This is a genomic window from Paenibacillus vandeheii, from assembly GCF_030433635.1.
In the GTDB taxonomy this organism is placed as follows: Bacteria; Bacillota; Bacilli; order Paenibacillales; family Paenibacillaceae; genus Paenibacillus; species Paenibacillus vandeheii.
In genome coordinates, this window is the sequence record NZ_JAROCD010000009.1 from 60,739 (window position 1) to 76,408 (window position 15,670).

The 15,670-nt window shown below is 47.6% G+C and carries 16 protein-coding genes; 13 read left to right on the forward strand and 3 right to left on the reverse strand.

All coding sequences use genetic code 11. The features are described 5' to 3' along the window. Window positions 1-183: 183 nt before the first annotated feature. Entirely contained in the window at window positions 184-1,038 is an 855-nt protein-coding gene (locus tag P5G61_RS18690; RefSeq protein WP_301247890.1) for a helix-turn-helix transcriptional regulator, read from the forward strand. A gap of 128 nt (window positions 1,039-1,166) precedes the next feature. On the opposite strand, the gene P5G61_RS18695 is transcribed toward P5G61_RS18690, so the two are convergent. Next, on the reverse strand, window positions 1,167-1,841 hold the full coding sequence (locus tag P5G61_RS18695; protein ID WP_301247891.1) for a hypothetical protein: 675 nt from the start codon (window positions 1,839-1,841) through the stop codon (window positions 1,167-1,169). A 43-nt stretch (window positions 1,842-1,884) separates the two neighbouring features. Next, window positions 1,885-2,406 carry a M57 family metalloprotease gene (locus P5G61_RS18700; RefSeq protein ID WP_301247893.1) on the reverse strand — a complete coding sequence of 174 codons (522 nt, stop codon included), beginning with the start codon at window positions 2,404-2,406 and terminating at the stop codon, window positions 1,885-1,887. Window positions 2,407-2,633: 227 nt separating this feature from the next. Between P5G61_RS18700 and P5G61_RS18705 the strand changes: the two genes are divergently transcribed. From P5G61_RS18705 to P5G61_RS18725, 5 genes are all read left to right on the forward strand, one after another. Next, window positions 2,634-3,311, forward strand: a complete 678-nt coding sequence (locus P5G61_RS18705; protein ID WP_301247895.1) for an SOS response-associated peptidase — start codon at window positions 2,634-2,636, stop codon at window positions 3,309-3,311. 192 nt (window positions 3,312-3,503) lie between these two features. Next, window positions 3,504-4,634 carry an NADH-dependent flavin oxidoreductase gene (locus tag P5G61_RS18710; protein ID WP_301247896.1) on the forward strand — a complete coding sequence of 377 codons (1,131 nt, stop codon included), beginning with the start codon at window positions 3,504-3,506 and terminating at the stop codon, window positions 4,632-4,634. Window positions 4,635-4,794: 160 nt separating this feature from the next. After that, entirely contained in the window at window positions 4,795-5,562 is a 768-nt protein-coding gene (locus P5G61_RS18715) for a DeoR/GlpR family DNA-binding transcription regulator (RefSeq protein ID WP_301248132.1), read from the forward strand. Between the two features lie 19 nt (window positions 5,563-5,581). Beyond that, window positions 5,582-6,040, forward strand: a complete 459-nt coding sequence (locus P5G61_RS18720) for an OsmC family protein (protein ID WP_301247897.1) — start codon at window positions 5,582-5,584, stop codon at window positions 6,038-6,040. A 58-nt stretch (window positions 6,041-6,098) separates the two neighbouring features. Further along, a complete protein-coding gene (locus tag P5G61_RS18725) occupies window positions 6,099-6,689 on the forward strand; it encodes a DUF2062 domain-containing protein (RefSeq protein WP_301247898.1) in 591 nt (196 codons plus the stop codon). Here P5G61_RS18725 and P5G61_RS18730 read toward each other — a convergent pair. Further along, complete coding sequence (locus tag P5G61_RS18730) at window positions 6,667-7,596, reverse strand: AEC family transporter (protein ID WP_301247899.1); 930 nt, start codon at window positions 7,594-7,596, stop codon at window positions 6,667-6,669. The two genes, P5G61_RS18725 and P5G61_RS18730, sit on opposite strands and share 23 nt — an antisense overlap. 214 nt (window positions 7,597-7,810) lie before the next feature. On the opposite strand from P5G61_RS18730, the gene P5G61_RS18735 reads away from it, so the two are divergent. From P5G61_RS18735 to P5G61_RS18765, 7 genes are all read left to right on the forward strand, one after another. Continuing rightward, window positions 7,811-8,893 (forward strand): lactonase family protein, encoded by a 1,083-nt coding sequence (locus P5G61_RS18735; protein WP_301247900.1) that lies wholly within the window; start codon window positions 7,811-7,813, stop codon window positions 8,891-8,893. A gap of 403 nt (window positions 8,894-9,296) precedes the next feature. Beyond that, window positions 9,297-9,929, forward strand: coding sequence for a 3-hexulose-6-phosphate synthase (gene hxlA, locus P5G61_RS18740; protein WP_301247901.1), 633 nt, complete (start codon window positions 9,297-9,299; stop codon window positions 9,927-9,929). Window positions 9,930-9,934: 5 nt separating this feature from the next. Further along, entirely contained in the window at window positions 9,935-10,498 is a 564-nt protein-coding gene (gene hxlB, locus P5G61_RS18745) for a 6-phospho-3-hexuloisomerase (protein WP_301247903.1), read from the forward strand. A 286-nt stretch (window positions 10,499-10,784) separates the two neighbouring features. After that, on the forward strand, window positions 10,785-11,150 hold the full coding sequence (locus tag P5G61_RS18750; protein WP_024632046.1) for a winged helix-turn-helix transcriptional regulator: 366 nt from the start codon (window positions 10,785-10,787) through the stop codon (window positions 11,148-11,150). 358 nt (window positions 11,151-11,508) lie between these two features. Beyond that, the gene (gene pepF, locus P5G61_RS18755) at window positions 11,509-13,311 is read left to right on the forward strand and encodes an oligoendopeptidase F (protein ID WP_301247905.1); all 1,803 of its coding nucleotides are present in this window, start codon (window positions 11,509-11,511) and stop codon (window positions 13,309-13,311) included. A gap of 117 nt (window positions 13,312-13,428) precedes the next feature. Then, window positions 13,429-13,935 (forward strand): DUF2500 domain-containing protein, encoded by a 507-nt coding sequence (locus tag P5G61_RS18760; RefSeq protein WP_285076579.1) that lies wholly within the window; start codon window positions 13,429-13,431, stop codon window positions 13,933-13,935. A 240-nt stretch (window positions 13,936-14,175) separates the two neighbouring features. Next, on the forward strand, window positions 14,176-15,669 hold the full coding sequence (locus tag P5G61_RS18765) for a rhamnulokinase (RefSeq protein ID WP_301247907.1): 1,494 nt from the start codon (window positions 14,176-14,178) through the stop codon (window positions 15,667-15,669). Window position 15,670 lies beyond the last annotated feature (1 nt).

A 15,670-nucleotide genomic window follows, 5' to 3' on the forward strand; every position in this document is an offset into this window, starting at 1 on the left:
TCCTTTGGTCTGAAAATATGAATTTGTATTAAAAAGTTACGGTGTAGAAGATGTTCGATGCATCATGATCTTGTGAATATTCTTCGTATACACATCATTGTATACTGGATATTTAAAGGGGAATATAATAACATGTTGCGATAGGATATCATGATCTTGCTATTACAAACGGGAGGTGAAAAAATGAGGACACACTGGTTTATGCCTGAGCCCGGCTTTGCGGGGTATGCATGTTATCCCGTCGCTTATGGAAGATACAACGATCCGGAGCATAGGGAGCATCGTCCAGACGGGATACGGGAATACAATTTACATCTGGTTTTCAGAGGACAAGGGTATGTCAAAACAGATCAGGGAGCCGTCCATTTGATGGCTGGACAAGGTTTTCTATACGCACCGGGACAAGCCCAGCATTATCATGCCGATCCAGCTGATCCTTGGGACGTAAGATGGATTCACCTGCAAGCCCATGATCTGGAGCGATTGCTGGACCTGCGCAGTCCGGATAAAGTCTGGCTCTTTTCATTCTCGGGATCCGAGCGCTTTGCTGCACTGCACGAACAATTGTGTCAGCTTGGGGGAACGTATGAGAGCGTTCATGAACCCAAACTATCTGCCGTGCTATACGAGTTGCTGTCTCAACTGTCCCGTAATTCGGAGTCACTGGAAAGGACGTCTTTGCTGAACCATCAGGAGACGATTCGTTCCACCGCCGATTATATCCGGCGTCATTGCACACAGCCGCTCAGTCTTGCTGATATGGCGGGTACAGCGGGATATAGTGTGTATTATTTTAATCGCATGTTCAAGAGCATCATGGGTGTTCCACCCGGCAGGTATCTGCTGGATTGCCGCATTCTGGTTGCGAAGAGAATGCTCGTAGACTCGGGATTGTCCGTAAAACAAATTGCTTCTCAGTGCGGATTTACGCACAGCAGTTATTTTATTCGCATGTTTCGAGACTATATCGGAATGACTCCGCAGCAGTTCAGATTAATGTACACCTCTGGAAGAGGGGAAGAGAGAGGTTTAACATAATCGCCCCTAACGCCCCTAACGCCAATAAGGCCAAAAAACGTGCTGCTCAGTTCTGCTGAGCGGCACGTTTGGTTTGTGAGATGTATGACTGAACAGTAGGAGGGAGAGATAAAACATGTCCAATGAGGTTATTTGTTCCGTTCTTCGCTCTGTATTTCCTGCAGCTCGTCGATGCTTAGCGTGAGATCATTCTCAGGGTTGGCGCTCATGATGATTTCGGACTTCGATTGCTGCTCGCCTGGTTGATTGGATTTGGCTGCGGGTTTGACCACATACAGGCTTTGCACAGAATTCAGCAGGCTTGCGGGGGTGTCCTCATACGTTTCGAGGAAAAGCACATAATCTTTGGTGGGTACGAATTTGATGTTGTCATCGTTAATAATCTCGGTATTGCCAAGCTGTCCGCCAAGCTGTTTCACTTCAATAGTATCCCCGGCTGCATGTGTTCCCTTGAAGGATTCAGCAACCTTAATCGTATAAATGGTATAGATTTTATCAAAAGAAACCATGTCCTCACCGCCCGGGTTCGATGACTCATCCAGAGCGCTTTCGTTTACAGCCGGGGCTTGTACCATGTCGTTCAAGGCTTCAACCCGTGTTTGGATGACACTGCCTCTAACGATGGTGTTTGCTCGCTCGGAGAGATCGCCGATGGTTGAGTAACTTGGGAAGTCCTCAGAAGCAATCATTGTAATCGGTTCATCCTTGGTGGCAGCTGTATTTGTCGGATCTGAAGAGCAACCTAGGGCAGAGAGAATGAAAATGGAAGAGGCAAGCAGCGTCAATACTCGAATTTTTTTCATGGGTAGAAATCCTCCTTGGATTTAGGGGTATGAGAATAGCGGATTAATACTTGGATCTGACATTGTTGATATCAAAGGTTTGAGGTTTAGTCATTGTGTTTCGGTTGCGGGAGTACAGCATGATGGAAGGGCTGGTGGTGGTTGGGTTGTCTCCAAGCCAGACTGAATGTCCGAGCTCATGAACGAACACGCTTTGAATAAAATTGGACAAGTTGGTTGCGTCAGCCGTAATGGTGGTTGCATTCAATTCAATGCGGAAGCTTACGACCTGACTGCCAGATACGGAAGCGTAGTTGACGCCATATGCAGTGTTGTTAAAATTTCCGGCCGTAATGGTGTTAGAAGAGTTGCTTGTTTTGGTAAACTGAACTTTGGCGCCGGCATTGTTCCAATTGGTGAGGGAAGCATCCATGGGGGTTTGCCACGTAGAGGTATAATTGTAAGTACGAATTGGAATCGTCGAGCTGGGGTAGCCGTAGGTTAGAAAGGTTGCCGCATAGATGGTACTGCCGAACATCGCAATAGCCGAGAACAACATGATGCTCATGAGAAACTTCCTTTTCATACTTAAAACCTCCAATAATTGTATTTTTTTCTCTGTTATAGTAACAAAGAATAGATCCGTTGAAATGAGTCTTAAGTCTTTGTTTTCGTGATAAAAACAATGGATTCTGCTGAATTAGACCTTATTTTCGTCTGAAAAAGTCGATTGCTGTCCATATGTGCATGCATAATTTCCCTGCAATAACAAACAATACATTCAACTTCACACAGGGAAAGGAAGCGTTGAACATGTGTAACCGTTTTTCATTGGCAGCCGATTTGGATGAGGTCAGAGATCATTTCAAGATTGAACGGGTCATGTATTATTACAAAAACCGCTACAACATTAGCCCAACCCAGCATACGCCGATTATTTTGCATCAGGATGGTGAACGGGTGCTGGACGAGTTTCGCTGGGGATTCATTCCGTTCTGGGGTCGCGATGCAGTCAATGCCAATCTCATGACGGTGCATGAGAATCCAGCCTACTACAAGCTTGTAGAGACAAAGCGCTGCGTTATTCCTTGTAATGGTCTGTATTACTGGCGGCAGGAAGGCAAGAAGAGCTATGCGGTGCGTGTGGTTATGCCGGATCGCGGATTATTTGGCATTGCGGGATTATATGAGGTGTGGAAAGATACACGTAAACAGCCGCTGCGTACTTGTACGATGCTGATGGCAGGGGCGAACATGGTTACACGTGAGTTTGGCAGCAAAATGCCAGCAATTCTGTCCGCAGATGAGATCAATACCTGGCTTGATCCGGCCAACACACGGGTGACTCAGCTGCTGCCGTTGTTGAAATCCTACAACAGTACAGAGATGAATCTGTATCCGGTCACTCCGATGGTAGCCAATGATGAGCATGACTGTTATGAATGCGTGGAAGAGATGGACCAGAAGCTGGCATACGTACGCAGTTTCTAAGCTGAGCAAGCAGTCTGATGAGGCGGAGAGAACAGTACACTCCGTCTTTTTGGGTTGAGTATGGAAAAAAAGTCTAATGAAAAAAATGAAAAGTTGCATTGTGAGCGAAACGTAACTATAATCATTACAGAAAGTGGAAGCACATATTCATATATCTATTAAAAGAGATATTTAATCAGGAGGGAACCACGAATGAATCCAAAGTATAGCCCGATGTTTGAACACGTTTCACTGCCAAGCGGCATTACATTGAAAAACCGGATTGTGCTCGCTCCCATGACTCATATGTCCTCGAACCCGGATGGTACCGTATCCGACGCTGAACTTGCTTATTATGCACGTCGTACCGGCGGTGCTGGTATGTCTGTTACAGCTGTAACTCATGTCACTCCGAATGGGATTGGTTTTCCGGCTCAATTTGGTAGTTATGACGACAGCTTTATTCCTGGCCTGAAACGTTTGGCCGATACGATGAAGCAGCACGGTTCCAAAGCCGTATTGCAAATTTTCCATGCAGGACGCCTCACGCCAGAACAAGCGGTACCAGCAGGTCAAGTCGCTGCTCCAAGCGCTGTTGCCAGTGAGCGTCCGGGGTCTCCTGTACCTAGAGAGCTGTCTGATGACGAAATTACGTCCATCATCAAGGACTTTGGGGAAGCAACCCGTCGTGCCATTGAAGCTGGATTTGATGGTGTTGAGATTCATGGTGCGAACGGTTATCTGATCCAGCAGTTCTTCTCTCCGCATTCCAACCGACGTGAGGATCGCTGGGGTGGAAGTATTGAGAAACGTCTCACATTCCCACTCGCTGTAGTGGATGAAGTACAGAAGGTTGTAGCTACACATACGAAACTACCGTTTATCGTTGGGTACCGTTTCTCACCGGAAGAGCCGGAAACACCGGGATTGACCATGGAAGAGACGTATGCATTGGTGGATGCGCTAAAAAATAAAAATCTGGATTACCTGCATGTATCCCTCAACGAGTTCTGGTCCAAGCCAAGACGAGGTGAAGCAGATACTCGCTCCAGAATTGAATTTATCCTTGACCGTGTGGCGGGTAAAATGCCTGTCATTGGAGTAGGTTCTATCCATACTGCAGACGAGGCAGCTGAAGCTCTTCAAAGTGGTGTGCCATTGCTTGCGCTTGGTCGTGAGCTTATTATCGAGCCGGATTGGGTTGAGAAAATCGAAAGCGGACGTGGAGAAGATATCGAGACGATTCTTACCAAATCGGATCAGGAGCGTCTGGTTATCCCTGACGGACTGTGGAATGCAATCATTCACACACCGGGCTGGTTCCCTATGGCTGACGATAAATAAGACACATGATTTATTAGAAATGGAGGGAGCTTGCGCTTAAAGCAAGCCCCTCTTTTTTGCACCCACTGCACCTTGATGAAATTCTACTTCCGGGAGCACTGTGGTATGATGAGATGAACAGTATTCATCTTGGATAATCAACGGTTTGGAGTGAATGAAGATGCTCGTGGCTGAACGTTATGAGAAAATTGTGGAATGGGTGGATACGCAGGGGAGCATGCGTGTGACCGAGCTTAGTGAGCGCTGCGGGGTGACGGAAGAGACGATTCGACGTGATCTGGACAAGCTTGAACAGGCTGGAAGGCTCAGGCGTTCCCATGGCGGGGCTGTCAGCGTTAAATATAAAGAAGAAGGGCAGCCGGAGATTCCTTACCCGGAACGGGCTGTAACCCATGCCGAAGAGAAACGCAGAATTGCGGACGAAGCGGTAAAAATGGTAGAGCCTGGCGACCGGATAGCACTGGATGCCAGTACAACGGCGTGGTATATGGCGGCAGGACTGCCGAACATACCGCTCACTGTGTTAACCAATTCCATTAAGGTCGCTGCTGAGTTGAGCAGCAAGGAACAGATCCGTGTAATCGCTACAGGCGGGCAGCTTGCGTCGAAATCCTTGTCTTTTGTAGGCCCGCTCGCTGAACGTTCGCTGGATGCCTATCATGTGGATAAAGTTTTCTTATCCTGCAAAGGTGTACATCTGACCAAGGGCATCAGTGAGTCGAATGAATTGCAGGCCCTGGTGAAGCAGAAGATGATCAGCATTGCGGATGAAGTTATTTTGTTGGCGGATTCGAGCAAGTTTGGTGTGCAGGCTTTTACAAGAGTGGCGGAACTCAGCAGTGTGGCCAAAGTAATAACGGATCTCGGGTTAAATGAAGAACAGGTTATCGCACTAAATGAACAATCCATAGCATGTGTCCGGGTCTAATTCGAAAGGAATGAATATAATGAAACATCCTTTTCACCTGAAAGCCGTTTGGAATGGTGGACGTAACAGTGAAGGGCATATTGATGCAGGCGGGTTAAAAACAGTCATTTCGATTCCACAGGAGATGGGTGGTCCGGGTACGGGTACCAATCCCGATGAAATGCTGCTTGGTGCAGCGTCCACCTGTTATCTAATTACACTGGCAGCGATGCTGGAGCGATCGGATATTACGCCGGATGGCCTGACACTGGAATCGGAAGCAACGGTGGATGTCACCAATAATGTATTTACGTATGAGCGGATCGTACACAGACCTCGAATTGTGCTCAAAGCGGATGCATCTGATGCTGATGTGACGAAGGCAGAGCGTCTGGCACATAAAGCAGAAGAGTCCTGCATGATCTCCAGAGCTGTAGCGGGCAATGTTGCTATCGAGACACAGCCAGTGATTATAACAGCAGGCGTTAACACGGTGTGATATACTGAAGAATAGGCGGCTTGAGCCGTCATTTGTGTAAGATAAGGGGAAGTTCGGTATGAACCTACAGAAAAGCAAAAACTCACGTTTTGCACGTTTAACACGTGCCTTGAAGCTTAATTTTCTCAAATTATTACGTGCTCCGGGCGGGGCACATAAAGTGTCTACTGGATTTGCTTTAGGATTTGGTCTGGAACTGATCGTCATATCGACAGCATCTCTGGTTTATCTTGTGTTCTATCCGATTGTACGTTTGTCGGGTGGTTCACTGCCAGCAGCCATTGTGGGCAACGTTGTCGGCAAGCTCACATTCCTGCCCATCATATTGATGCCACTTGCCAAGCAAATTGGTTCATGGATTTTGCCAGCTCATAGCATGGGGCAGGGGCTTGTGCATGAGAGTGCCTTTATGGAGCTGTTTCGCGGCAACTGGTCCGCGCTAAGCGAACTTTTGTTGGGTGGTCTGGATATTCTGGCAGGCATGTCCGTCTTTGGAGTCATCCTGGGCGTGATTTCTTACTTTGTCGTCAAGTTCTTCTATGTCAGAGCGCTCAAACGCCGCTTTGAACGTCGGTTGGAGAAACGCAAGCAGGCAGCGATGTCACTAGCTTCAGCTTCCGTGCTGATTAGGAAGACATCACAATCATGATCGGCAGAATAACCATTGACGCCGCGGTTGTCCACAGAATACAGCGGGACACAAACTGCGGAGAGGCATTGAATTGCTCGGCCAAGATTACTGCGTTCACTGCGGTCGGCATGGACGCCAGGATCAGCAGCACACTGAATAACGTTCCTTCAATCTGAAGTGCGGTCAGGATTAGATACGAGAGTACTGGCGCCGCGGCAAGTCGCACCACAAGCCCGGTCCAGAATGCTCGGCGGACGTTGGGTTTCCATGGTTCCACGGATCCACGTGGTCTAAGCATCTGTGCACCTAGAATGGCCAGTACGACAGGGGAGTAACCGGCAGCGAGCATAGAGATGCCTCCATCCAGTGCCACGGGCAAGCTCAGATTGGATGCACGCAGGATGATGGCAATGGCAGCAGCATAGATGGACGGCATACGGAAGACGGACAGAATCGCATTTTTCACGGTGAATTCGGATCTTGCAGCAAAAAAGATACCTACCGTATTCACAATGATCATCTGTCCAATGACATATACCGAAGCCTTATCCAATCCAAGCTGTCCAAAGGCAAGCAATACAAGCGGGAGCCCATAATTCACACAGTTTGTAAACGTGGAGACAAGGGTAAGTCCCGCTTTTTCGCTTGCGCCAAGATGGAATATACGGCTTAACAGTTCAGCCAATGCCCATAGGGCGATTAGATTAATAATAGAAAACCAGAACGTGCCAGTTACGTCTGTCCATGTAATCTCGGCATGCAGCAGTGTATCAAAGATCAGCGCGGGGCTTAAAATATAAAGGGAAAAGGTCGACAGCGGCCGGGTGTCCCAATGTTTGAACTGTTTAAGCAAAATGCCTCCAATCACCGGAAGGGATATGGGCAGAAATACATGATATAACGTGAGCAGAAATGAATTAAACAACCGAATTCAGTCCTTTCTGGATGAAAAACCTATTTTATCATAGCAGAAGTTGACCTTTGTCGGGAATGGATTCTGTCATGTCTTGCGTATTGAGCATATGTTGAGGCCGCTCCTTTCATGGATGCACAGGGGCGGTGGATTGCTATTTTGATATGGCAGATTTATTATAGAAGAGGTGCAACCAGATTACATACACATAGAGGAGGAAACTGTAATGAGTGAAACAAAACGCTTGCTCGTATTGGCCGGCTCTTATGCCGAAGCGGAAAATGAGGGCATTTACGCATATGAATTGAATGAAGACACAGGCAGCCTTTCCAAGCTTGACGGCATCTCGGGCGTGAAGAACCCAACGTTTGTAAACGTGGACGCTGAAAATAATAAACTGTATGCGATCGGTGAAACGGTGTCTGCTGAAGGCAATAAAATGTCTGAAGCTGTAGCTCTGAGCATTGATCCTTCTACAGGAAAATTGTCTTTGCTGAATCGTCATGATTCGATCTCGGCTCCGCCATGTCATATCCAACGCGACCCATCCGGTCGTTACTTGATCCTTTCCAGCTACCATGGAGGTCTGGTTGGGCTGCAAGCCTTGACGGATAACGGTGAAGTTGGAGTGCTTCTGGATGAGAAGAAACATGAAGGCAAAGGTGCACATCCTGAGCGTCAGGACAAGCCGCATGTACATTCTGCGTTTTTTAGCCCGGATGGCAAATTCATGATGGTACAGGATCTGGGTGCGGACAAAATCGCAATCTACTCCATTGATGCAGACAAGAACGAACTTGTGCTGCACAGTGAAACCAAGACACATCCGGGTGCAGGACCGCGTCACCTGGCATTCCATCCGAATGGTCAATTCGCGTATGTTATTAACGAAGTGGATTCCTCCATTACATCATTCCGTTATGATGCAGCAGCAGGCACGCTGACAGAGCTTTCCACCGTGTCCACATTGCCTGACGGTTATGACGGCAGTGAAAACACAACAGCTGAAATCGCGGTATCGAACGATGGACGTTTCGTATACGGTTCGAACCGTGGACACGACAGCATCGTCGTATTTGCAGTCGACGCTGAAACAGGACATTTGAAACTGGTTGAGCATGTATCTGCTGAGGGTAAACACCCGCGTCACTTTGCACTGACTCCGAATGGCAAACTGCTGATTGCAGCTAACCGCGATACCAACAATATCGTTTCCTTTACAGTGGATCAGGAGAGCGGACGTCTGAAATACACAGGTCACAGCACAGGTGTATCCAAGCCGGTATGCGTGAAACCTGTTTATCTGTAAACCCAGGATTCGAATGATAACCGAAAGGTTTGAATAAGCTTTTAGATCCATATGATGGTTCTTGTTGACCTGGAATTTAGGAAGACCTTGCCCTTGTAGCAGGGTCTTTTTTGATATGGTGAGCATGGCGACTTCCTAGATGTCCCTACTTGATCCTTGTGAAAGATAACTTAATTTCATGAATATGATTCAGATAACAACGTAATTTATTCAATGGTATAGTGCAAGTAACTACCTGACTTCAAAGTGCGTACTTCCCGAATAGATAGTCAGGATCTACAATGAATGAGCGGCCAGGAAAAAGAATGCTTGCATCTGAACAGGCAGATTGGTGCAAGCTAAACCTTTAAATAATCTTTACAGGAATATAACTCACACTTGAACAACAAAGGAGAAATGAATCGTGAAATTGCAATTGGCATTGGACTTGGTAAACATCCCTGAGGGTATTGCACTTGTTAAAGAAGTTGAACCATATATCGATATCGTTGAGATTGGAACGCCAATCGTTATTAATGAAGGACTGCATGCGGTTAAAGCGATGAAAGAAGCCTTCCCTAATCTGCAAGTACTCGCCGATCTGAAAATTATGGACGCAGGTGGCTATGAAATCATGAAAGCTGCTGAAGCTGGCGCGGATCTGGTAACCGTCCTCGGTGTAAGCAACGACATGACAATCAAAGGTGCTGTTGAAGAAGCGAAAAAACAAAATAAACTCGTGCTGGTTGACATGATCAACGTGTCTGATATCGAAACACGTGCACGTGAAGTGGATGCCCTTGGCGTAGACTACATTTGCGTACACACAGGTTATGATCTGCAAGCAGTAGGGCAAAGCCCGTTCGAAGATCTGCAAACGATCAAACGCGCTGTGAAAAACGCGAAAACAGCTGTAGCAGGTGGCATTAAGCTCGAAACATTGCCAGAAGTGATCAAAGCACAACCTGATCTCGTGATTGTAGGCGGCGGAATCACTGGACAAGCAGACAAAGCCAAAGTTGCAGCTGAGATGCAGCGTCTGGTTCAACAAGGGTAAGACGGATGAGCAGCCGACAGTATGCAGCAGACATCTTGAAGGAGCTCGAACGTACGCTAAGCCAAATCGATGACTCGGAGATGCAGGCCATGGCGGAACATATTTTGGCTGCCGAACAGATTTTCGTCGCAGGAGCTGGCCGGTCAGGTTTAATGGGAAAGGCTTTTGCCATGAGACTGATGCAGATGGGGCTTCGGGTATATGTGGTTGGAGAGACCGTTACACCGGGGATCAGCCCGAAAGACTTCCTCTTGTTATGCTCAGGCTCAGGGGAGACAGGCAGTTTGGCAGCGATGGCTCAGAAAGCCAGTAAAGCAGGTGCTCCTGTCGGTCTGATTACGATTAAACCGGAGTCCACAATCGGACAACTGTCGGACACCGTGGTTCGTCTTCCGGCATCCGCCAAAGAGGATACAGCAACCGCCGGAGCGGCAGTAACCATTCAGCCGATGGGCTCCCTGTTTGAACAGGGGCTACTGCTGAGCATGGATGCACTGGTGCTCACCATGATGAAAATGAAAAATATGACTGGAGCTGACATGTTTGGGCGTCACGCCAACCTGGAATAGTCCATATTGTCATAGATTCATGAATTAAAAACAGAGGCAAGACCGGAATTCCCTTGAAATAACGGGAGTTCCGGTCTTTTCTGCTATCGTTGTCTGTGGTCTGATTTGATCTGCTTAACATCAGGGTTGTGCTGTAGTAGAATGTATACATGCTGTTTCGAACCAATGAACCCGTTAGATGATACAAAGGAGGCAGCATGCTCTTCTTGTTGCGGAGTGTTATTGTAATATGCGTATTGCATTTTAGCGATATAAGATGAAGTGAAAGAAAAGGGGGCTTGGAGCTATGGCGTCCGAAGTCAAGGAACGAATCAACCTGAAAGAGATTAACTGTGAGAAAGAATTGACCCTTGCTGTTATTGGCGGCAAATGGAAACTGATTATTTTATGGCATCTGGGTCTTGAAGGCACCAAACGTTTCAGTGAATTGAAGCGATTGATTCCTCATATTACCCAAAAGATGCTGACCAACCAGCTGCGTGAACTGGAGGAAGACAAGCTAATTGAGCGCAAGGTCTATGCAGAAGTACCTCCTCGTGTCGAATATACGTTGACGGATCACGGACAAAGCCTGATGCCCGTGCTGCATGCCATGTACGATTGGGGTAAAAACTATGGTGAAAATGTGATCTGGAAAGCTGAATCAATTTAAGTTAAAACGAACCGCTGGGTAATGGATATTTCCATTACCCAGCGGTTTTTCTTTCCCCCTAATTCACTAACAGTTTAACAAAAGTTTTCTTGAAACGTAGAAGGCAGAAATAGCCTGAAGAAGCGAAGCGTTCGCCTTTATCCCCGGATTTCCCCTTTAGAAAAGGGATCAAAAAATCTGGGGATAACAGCGATCATAAGGTTATTCTGCCGGCGGAGTGACGCGTGGAAACTAAATTTTTCAACTTGGTTGTGAATCACTTGAACCAAAAGGCTCATTTTAGGAGATGTAAGGTATAAATGCTCTGAATATGATACGATGAGAGATATTGGAAATGCGAGGAGGATGACATTTAACGATGGAAAAAATACGTACACGCGATGAAGTAAGCCAAGAGACTACCTGGGACTTGCGAGACTTGTTTGGGACTGACGAAGAGTGGGAGCAGGAGCTTAGATCACTACCTGAGGCCGCTGCCCATATCGAAACATTCAAAGGACATTTGGGCGAAGGAGCCGAGCAGCTGCTCGCTTGTCTGGATGCCCGAGAAGCTTTGCAGGAACGCATTAGCAAAACGGCTTCGTATGCCCGGCTGAAACAGTCGGAGGATAGTACCAATCCCGCGAATATTGAGAATTCAGCCAAGGCGGGAGACATTTTATCGAATTTGTCGTCGTCCTTGTCTTTTGTGAATTCCGAGATTGTGGATCTTCCGGATGGAACGGTCAAACGTTATATTGAAGAACTTCCAGGTTTGCAGCCGTATGCTCGAAGTCTGGATCGTCTGATTCAGGAAAAAGCCCATCGTCTCTCGCCCGAAACGGAGAAAGTACTCGCCTCCCTTGGAGAGGTGCTGGATTCGCCGTACCGGATCTATCTGCGCGGTAAACTGGCAGACATGACGTTTGACGATGCACTTGATGGCGATGACAATAACCGCCCGCTGTCCTGGTCATTTTATGAGAACAATTATGAAATGTCATCGGATACGAAGCTGCGCCGCTCTGCCTATGCCGCGTTCAGCTCCAAGCTGAATGATTACAAAAATACGTTTGCTGAAGGTTACGCCACCGAAGTAAAGAAACAGGTCGTCTTGTCCAGGCTGCGTGGGTACGATGATGTTACGGATATGCTGCTCAGTCCGCAGCAGGTAAGCAAAGAGATGTACAACAATGTACTGGATATCATCCAGCAGGAACTCGCCCCTCACATGCGCAGACTGGCCGCGCTCAAGAAACGTGAGTTGGGACTGGACAAACTGATGTTCTGCGATCTGAAGGCACCACTAGACCCTGAATTCAGTCCTGCCATTACATACGAGGAAGCCTGCACGCTCATCCGTGAAGCTCTTGCCGTGATGGGACCGGAATATGGCGATATTGTGGAACGTGCATTTAGTGAGCGCTGGGTAGATTATGCCGATAATGCAGGCAAATCGACAGGAGCTTTTTGCTCGTCCATCTATGGTTCTCATTCCTATATCTTGATCTCCTGGGCAAATAATATGCGCGGTGCGTTCACACTTGCCCATGAAGTGGGACATGCCGGACATTTCATGCTTGCCGGGCATTATCAACGGCTTACGAATACAAGACCATCCCTCTATTTCATAGAGGCGCCTTCCACGATGAATGAAATGCTGCTGGCAGATCATTTGTTGAAACGTTCTGATAACCCGAGAATGCGTCGTTGGGTCATTTTGCAATTGCTCAATACGTATTACCATAACTTTGTTACACATCTGCTTGAAGGTGAATTGCAGCGTCAGGTGTATGCACTGGCAACCAAGGATGAACCGATTACGGCGAAGACGTTAAGTCAGCTGAAAGGAAATATCCTCTCCTATTTCTGGGGGCCTGATCTGGTCATTGACGAAGGGGCCAAGCTGACATGGATGAGACAGCCTCATTATTATATGGGATTATATCCATATACCTATGCAGCAGGTCTGACAGCATCCACTGCTGCCGCACAGCTGATTCGGGAAGAGGGACAGCCTGCTGTTGATCGCTGGCTTGACGCATTGAAAGCAGGAGGAAGCCTTGACCCGCAAGATCTGATGAAGCTTGCGGGTGTGGACATGTCCGGACCTGAGCCAATTCGTGCTGCTGTCGCCTATGTTGGCAGTCTTGTTGATGAACTTGAACGTCTGTATTCGTAATCAGGTTCATATAGTATACGGACAAGGCTTGTAGGGTTGTCTGCGTGCACCGTCTCCTTGACAGGGGGCGGTGCATCTTAATTTGCAGGGAGAAGGGAACGATGATGAATGACGTCATTGAGCATATCTTCATCGCTGGGCTGGTTAAGCATGGACGGCTTCGGTATTTTTGATGACATGAATGATGTTCCGGGATTTGAGGGCAATCAGGGAGGTTTTTTTTCAGGAATCAATGAGTTCACTACGATGAGCACGTTTGGTTCGATTTTTATTGGCGGCATATTTCTCATTATTGCGGGTGTTATTGTCTATGCCATTATCTCAGGGGTGAGCACATGGTCATCGAACAATGCTTCAGCACTGTTAACCTTGCATTCAACGATTGTGGCAAAGCGCACAGAAGTCACAGGTGGGAGCGGGGACAGCAGTGCATCAACCTGGTATTATGCCACGTTTGAATTGGATAATGGAGACCGTGTGGAGTTAAATGTTGGCGGCAGAAATTATGGGATGTTTGTGGAAAATGACCGAGGCATGCTGACGTATCAAGGGACAAGGTTCAAGCATTTTGAAAGAGATGTGCAGCCTCAGTCCGGTGCGAGCAATAATAGCTTTTATACGTAAAATAACAGGAAAGCGGCTCCTCCCGAGTGGAGAGAGTCGTTTTTGGTATGGGCAAAAGAAAGCAATCACAGGGTATTCAAACGCTTACATTGGTGATATACTCATTAAATAAAGTGAAACAGTAATAAACAAAAATAAACAAACAATAAAGTGAAGAATAAAGTACAGAGTAGTGATGAATAAAATCAAGCCATATTCGAGCGCGAAACAAAGTAGGGGATGAAAGGCTGGTGAAGAGTGGTGAGTGTGCTGGCGTATGATTTGGGTGCTGGAAGCGGGAGAGCACTGCTGGGTCATCTGAATGAACGGGGAATGGAAACGATGGAGATCCATCGGTTCAAGAATGAGCCGGTAAAAGCGGGGGAGCGGCTGCACTGGGATATATTGAGGCTGCACCATGAAATTCTGGAAGGGCTGAACCTGGTCAAACAAAAGGGGGAACTGCCTGAAAGCCTGGGGATTGATTCCTGGGCGGTTGATTTTGGATTGGTTGGAAGTCATGGTGAATTGTTAGGCAATCCGTATCATTACCGTGACACACAGTTTAATGGCATGATGGATCAGGTGCGCAAAGAGTTGACCTCTCAGCGGATTTTCGAACGCACGGGCATCCAGTTTCTTAGCTTTAACACACTGTATCAGTTGGCAACGCTTAAGCGAAGTGGCTCCCCACTGATGAACGAAGCGGAGCGTTTCCTCATGATCCCCGATTTGCTTCGTTACTTTCTGACTGGTGAAGCGGTGAATGAGTTTACCAACGCCACCACAACGCAGCTCTATAATCCAACCATAGGCCATTGGGACGCTGAACTGCTCGCACATATCGGCATTTCGGAGAAGTTGTTTGGAGAAGCAGTCATGCCAGGTACTCGAGTGGGACAGCTGCGCAGCAGCATTTGCAGCGATCTTGGCTTATCTGCCATTCCGGTTATTGCGGTTGCAGAGCATGACACAGGATCAGCGGTTGTGGCAGTTCCGGCAACAGAGCGTTCATTTGTCTACTTAAGCTGCGGAACCTGGTCACTTATGGGCACGGAGATTGATCACCCAGCCATCAGTTCAGAGAGTTTGGCGCTCAACTTTACGAATGAGGGCGGGGCAGGCGGTACATTCCGTTTGCTCAAGAACATCATGGGCCTGTGGGTTTTGCAGGAATGCATGCGCGAATGGGAACGGAAAGGACAGGGAATCAGCTATGCGGAGTTACTGAGCAGGGCTGAACTTGCACCTCCGTTTACAAGCCTGTTTGATCCCGATGATGAACGGTTTATGCCAGCAGGGGATATGACCTCTCGTATACAACAGTATTGCCGTGATACAGGTCAGGCTGAGCCGCAAGATCAGGGAGCCATCGCCCGTTCCATTCTGGAGAGCCTTGCACTGAAGTATCGAAGAGTGCTGGAGTGGACAGAACGACTGTCCAGACAATCTTTTAATGGTTTGCATATGGTTGGTGGTGGCATACAGAATCGCTTGTTGTGTCAGTGGACTGCCAATTCCATTGGAAAACCTGTATGGGCGGGTCCGGCAGAAGGCAGTGCGATCGGAAACATGGCTGTACAGTGGATAGCAAGTGAAGCCTTTAAGGATATATGGGAAGCCCGCAGGGTCATCCGCGATTCATTCCCGGTTACCGATTATGAGCCAAAGGATAGTACGATCTGGGAAGAAGCATACGGCAGATTTCTAAGGTTGACCGCTTCGTCGAAATCACAAGCCGGGAGCGAGGTGTAAC